This is a genomic window from Kitasatospora sp. NPDC101183, assembly GCF_044767945.1.
Classification (GTDB): Bacteria; Actinomycetota; Actinomycetes; order Streptomycetales; family Streptomycetaceae; genus Kitasatospora.
The window spans coordinates 1-4,491 of sequence record NZ_JBIWOW010000063.1 but is presented as its reverse complement, the minus strand read 5'-3'; the positions used below and the strand labels follow the sequence as shown (position 1 = coordinate 4,491).

At 73.3% G+C, this 4,491-nt stretch carries 2 protein-coding genes; both read right to left on the bottom strand.

Going from position 1 to position 4,491, the window contains the following annotated elements; translation table 11 throughout:
* Positions 1-2,849 (bottom strand): type I polyketide synthase (locus ACIRRS_RS38295; RefSeq protein ID WP_402981709.1); only part of this gene is annotated, 2,849 nt, incomplete at its 3' end.
* A gap of 79 nt (positions 2,850-2,928) precedes the next feature.
* Positions 2,929-4,491: SDR family NAD(P)-dependent oxidoreductase (locus ACIRRS_RS38290; protein ID WP_402981706.1), on the bottom strand; the 1,563-nt coding region annotated here is incomplete at its 5' end.

Below are 4,491 nucleotides of genomic sequence, written 5' to 3'. Positions count from 1 at the left end.
ATGGTGTGGTCGGCGAGCCAGGGGTGGGTGGTGAGGCTGAGGGTGCCGGTGTAGGTGGTGGTGCCGTCGGGGTGGGTGGTGGCGGTCCTGAGGAAGAGGTGGTCGGTCGGCGCGAGTCCCAACGCCGACGGCGTACCGCTCCCCGTCTGCGGACTGATCCAGTGGCGGGTGCGCTGGAAGGGGTAGGTGGGCAGATCGGTGGGGGTGGGGGTGCGGTCCTGGGTGGTCCAGCGCTGGACGGGGGCGCCGGTGGTCCAGGCGGTGGCGAGGGCGGTGAGGAACTGGGCGTGGTCGTCATGGTCGCGCCGCAGTGTCCCCAGCACGGCGACGGTCCCGCTCGGGTCGACCTCGTCGAGCGTCTGCTGGATGCCGTAGGTGAGCACGGCGTGCGGACTGCTCTCGATGAACAGCCCGAAGCGGTCGCGGTGCAGGGCGCGCACGGTCTCGTCCAGGCGGACGGTCTGGCGCAGGTTGCGGTACCAGTAGTCGGCCGTCAGCTCGGCGGTGTCGAGCACGTCCCCCGTCACCGTCGAGTAGAACGCGATCTCCGTGCTCTTCGGCTGGATGTCGTGGAGGAGGTGGGCGAGCTGCGGTTGGAGGGGTTCGACGTGGTGGCTGTGGGAGGCGTAGTCGACGGGGATGCGGCGGGAGTCGGGGTGGTGGGCCTGGAGGGTGTCGAGTTCGGTGGCGTCGCCGCTGATGACGGTGGTGGCGGGGCCGTTGGTGGCGGCGATGGCGAGGCCGGGGGTGAGGGTGATCTTGTCGGGTGGGAGGGGGATGGAGAGCATGCCGCCGTGGCCGGTGATGGTGGTGATGGCCCGGGAGCGGAGGGCGACGATTTTGGCGGCGTCGTGGAGGGTGAGGGCGCCGGCGGTGTAGGCGGCGGCGATTTCTCCTTGGGAGTGGCCGAGGACGGCGTCGGGGTGGATGCCGTGGGTCTGCCAGGTGTGGGCGAGGCTGGTCATGACGGCGAAGAGGACGGGCTGGACGACGTCGACCCGTTCGAGGGCGGAGGCGTTCCGGAGGACGTCGAGGAGGTCCCAGTCGGTGTGGGGTGCCAGCGCTTCGGCGCAGGCGTGGATGTGGTCCCGGAACGCGGGGGAGTGGGCGAGCAGGGCGCGTCCCATCCCGATCCACTGCGAACCCTGACCCGGGAACACGAACACCGTCCGCACGCCGGCCGCGCCGGCCGTCCTGGTCAGCAGGGCGCCGTGCGTACGTCCCTCCGCCAACGCGTCGAGCGCGTCCCGTAGTTCGGCCCGGTCACCCGTCACGACGGCGGCCCGGTACGGGTGGGCCGCCCGGGTGGTCGCCAGGGCGTGGGCGGTGTCGGCGGGAGCGGCGCCCGCCGTGTCCAGATGCTCCCGCAGCCGGACGGCCTGCTCGGCGAGGGCCGTGGCGTCCCGGGCCGACAGTGGCCAGATCAGCGGCCCTTCCTCCACCTCGGCAGGCTCCAACGCCTCGACGGCCGGGGCCTGTTCGAGGATCAGGTGCGCGTTGGTGCCACTGATCCCGAAGGAGGAGACGGCGGCCCGTCGGGGCTGACCGGTCTCGGGCCAGGGGCGGTGATGGGTGAGGAGTTCGACGCGCCCGGCCGTCCAGTCCACGTGCGGCGAGGGCGCGTCGAGGTGCAGGGAGCGCGGCAGTTCGCCGTGCCGGAACGCCTCGATCATCTTGATGACCCCGGCGACCCCGGCGGCCGCCTGGGTGTGCCCGATGTTGGACTTGATCGAGCCGAGGTAGGCGGGCGTCTCGCGGCCCTGCCCGTACGTGGCCAGCAGGGCCTGGGCCTCGATCGGGTCCCCCAGCGTCGTCCCCGTGCCGTGCGCCTCGACCGCGTCGATCTGGGTGCCGGTCAACTCCGCGTTGGCCAGAGCTTCCTGGATCACCCGGCGCTGGGACGGCCCGTTGGGTGCGGTCAGCCCGTTGCTGGCGCCGTCCTGGTTGACGGCCGAGCCCCGGATCACCGCGAGCACCGGGCGCCCGAGCCGCCGCGCGTCCGACAGCTTCTCCAGCACCAGCACGCCGACGCCCTCGGAGAACCCCGTCCCGTCCGACCCGGCGGCGAACGGCTTGCAGCGGGCGTCCGGCGCCAGGCCCTTCTGCCGGCTGAACTCGGTGTACACGCTGGGCCGGGCGATCACCGTCGCCCCGCCCGCCAGCGCCAGGGTCGACTCCCCGGAGCGCAGCGACCGCAGCGCGTGGTGGATCGCGACCAGTGAGGAGGAGCAGGAGGTGTCCACCGTGACCGCCGGGCCCTCCAGCCCCAGCACGTACGCGACCCGCCCGCTGGCGACGCTGGTGGTGTTGCCCGCCAGGAAGTAGCCCTCGTACTCGCCCGGCGCCTCGCCCGCCCGGGGCGCGTACTCCTGCGCGATGAGCCCGGTGAACACCGCCGTACGGGAGCCGCGCAGCCCGGTCGGGTCGATGCCGGCCCGCTCCAGCGCCTCCCAGGTGGTCTCCAGCAGGAGCCGCTGCTGCGGGTCCATCGCGGCGGCCTCGCGGGCGCTGATGCCGAAGAAGGCGTGGTCGAAGTCGGCGGCGCCGTCGAGGAATCCGCCCTCGCGGATGTACGTGGTCCGGGGCTTCTCGGGGTCGGGGTCGTAGAGGTTCTCGAGGTCCCAGCCGCGGTCGGTGGGGAACGGGCCGATGGCGTCGACGCCGTCGGCGACGAGTCGCCACAGGTCCTCCGGGGACTCCACCCCGCCGGGGAAGCGGCAGCCGATGCCGACCACGGCGACCGGCTCGTGGTCGCGGGCCTCCGCCTCGCGCAACCTCCGCTTGGTCTGGCGGAGTTCGGTGGTCGCGCGCTTGAGGTACTCGCGCAGGGTCTCCTCGGTGCTGGCCATCTGTGGCGTCTCTTCCTTGGCGTGGGTCGGTTCGGGTGCGCGGGTGCTCGGCCCCGGGGTCGTGCTGCGGCGACTGCGGTCAGTCCGAGCCGAGTTCGCGTTCGAGCGCGCTGAGGAGCTCGTCGTCGTCGGCGGTGTCGAGGTCGACGAGGGCGTCGAGGTCCTCCTGTACGCCGGTGCCGGACCGGGCGTCGTCCCAGCCGCGCAGCAGGGCGCGCAGTCGGGCGGTGACCTCCTCCCGTCCGCGCGGACCGCTCGCGCCGTCCGGCTCCCCTGTCGCGACGGTGAACTCGCCGAGCAGCGCTTCGAGTTGCTCGATCCCCTCCAGGACGGCCGTGTTGGCGGAGGCCGGCTCGGGTGCCAGTTCGGCGAGCACGGCGGCGGCCAGGGCTTCGGGGGTGGGGTGGTCGAAGACGAGGGTGGTGGGGAGGGGGAGTCCGGTGGCGGTGCGCAGGCGGTTGCGGAGTTCGACGGCGGTGAGGGAGTCGAAGCCGAGGTCCTTGAACGGCTGGTCGGGGGCGAGCCGGTCCGGGTCGGGGTGGGCGAGGACGGCCGCGGCCTCGGCGCGCACCAGGTCGAGGACGAGGCGCCGCTGCCGGGCGCCCGGCAGGCCGGTGAGGCGCTCCTTGAGGTCGGGCCCGGCCGGCGCGCCGGTCGCGGTGGCGGCCTTACGCAGCGGCGCCCGCAGCACGCCCTGGAGCAGGGCGGGGACTTCACTCGCGCCGCCGTCCAGCCGCAGCGCGGTGACCACCGGCTGGTGGGCGGCGAGGGCGTCGTCGAGCAGGGCGAGGCCGTGCTCGGTGCTGAGCGGCAGGACACCGCCCCGGCTCATCCGGGTGTGGTCGGCGTGGGTGGTGAGGGTGCTGGTGTCGTTCCAGAGGCCGTAGGCGATGGAGGTGGCGGGTTGGCCGTGGGTGTGGCGGTGGTGGGCGAGGGCGTCGAGGGCGGCGTTGGCGGCGGCGTAGTTGGCTTGGCCGGGGGTGCCGAGGGTTCCTGCGGCGGAGGAGAGGAGGAGGAAGGCGGTGAGGTTGTGGTGGCGGGTGGTGTGGTGGAGGTTCCAGGCGGCGTCGATCTTGGGCCGCAGGACGGTGTGGAGGTGCTGGGGGGTGAGGTTGGCGAGGGTGGCGTCGTCGAGGATGCCGGCGGCGTGGACGACGGCGGTGAGGGGGTGCTCGGCGGGGACGGTGTCGAGGGCTGCGGTGAGGGCGTCGAGGTCGGCGGCGTCGGCGGCCAGGACCGTGGCCACGGTGCCGAGTTCGGCGAGTTCCTCGACGAGTGCCCGGGCCTGCGGGGCGTTCGGACCGCTGCGGCTGAGGAGGAGCAGGTGGCGGATGCCGTGGCGGGTGGTGAGGTGGCGGGCGATGTGGGCGCCGAGGGTGCCGGTGCCGCCGGTGATGAGGACGGTGCCGTTGGTGTCGAGGGGCTGGGGGATCGTCAGAGCGAGCTTTCCGACGTGCTGACCCGCCGCGAGGTGGCGCAGGACGGAGTGCGCGCTGTGCACGGACCGGCTGAACGTCGGCAACGGCGGGAGGTCGCCGTCCTCGAGCAGTTGGGTGAGTTCTTGGAGCATGTGGTGGATGTGGTCGGGGCCGGTTTGGTGCATGTCGAAGTGGGTGTAGGTGACGCCGGTTTGTTGGTGGGT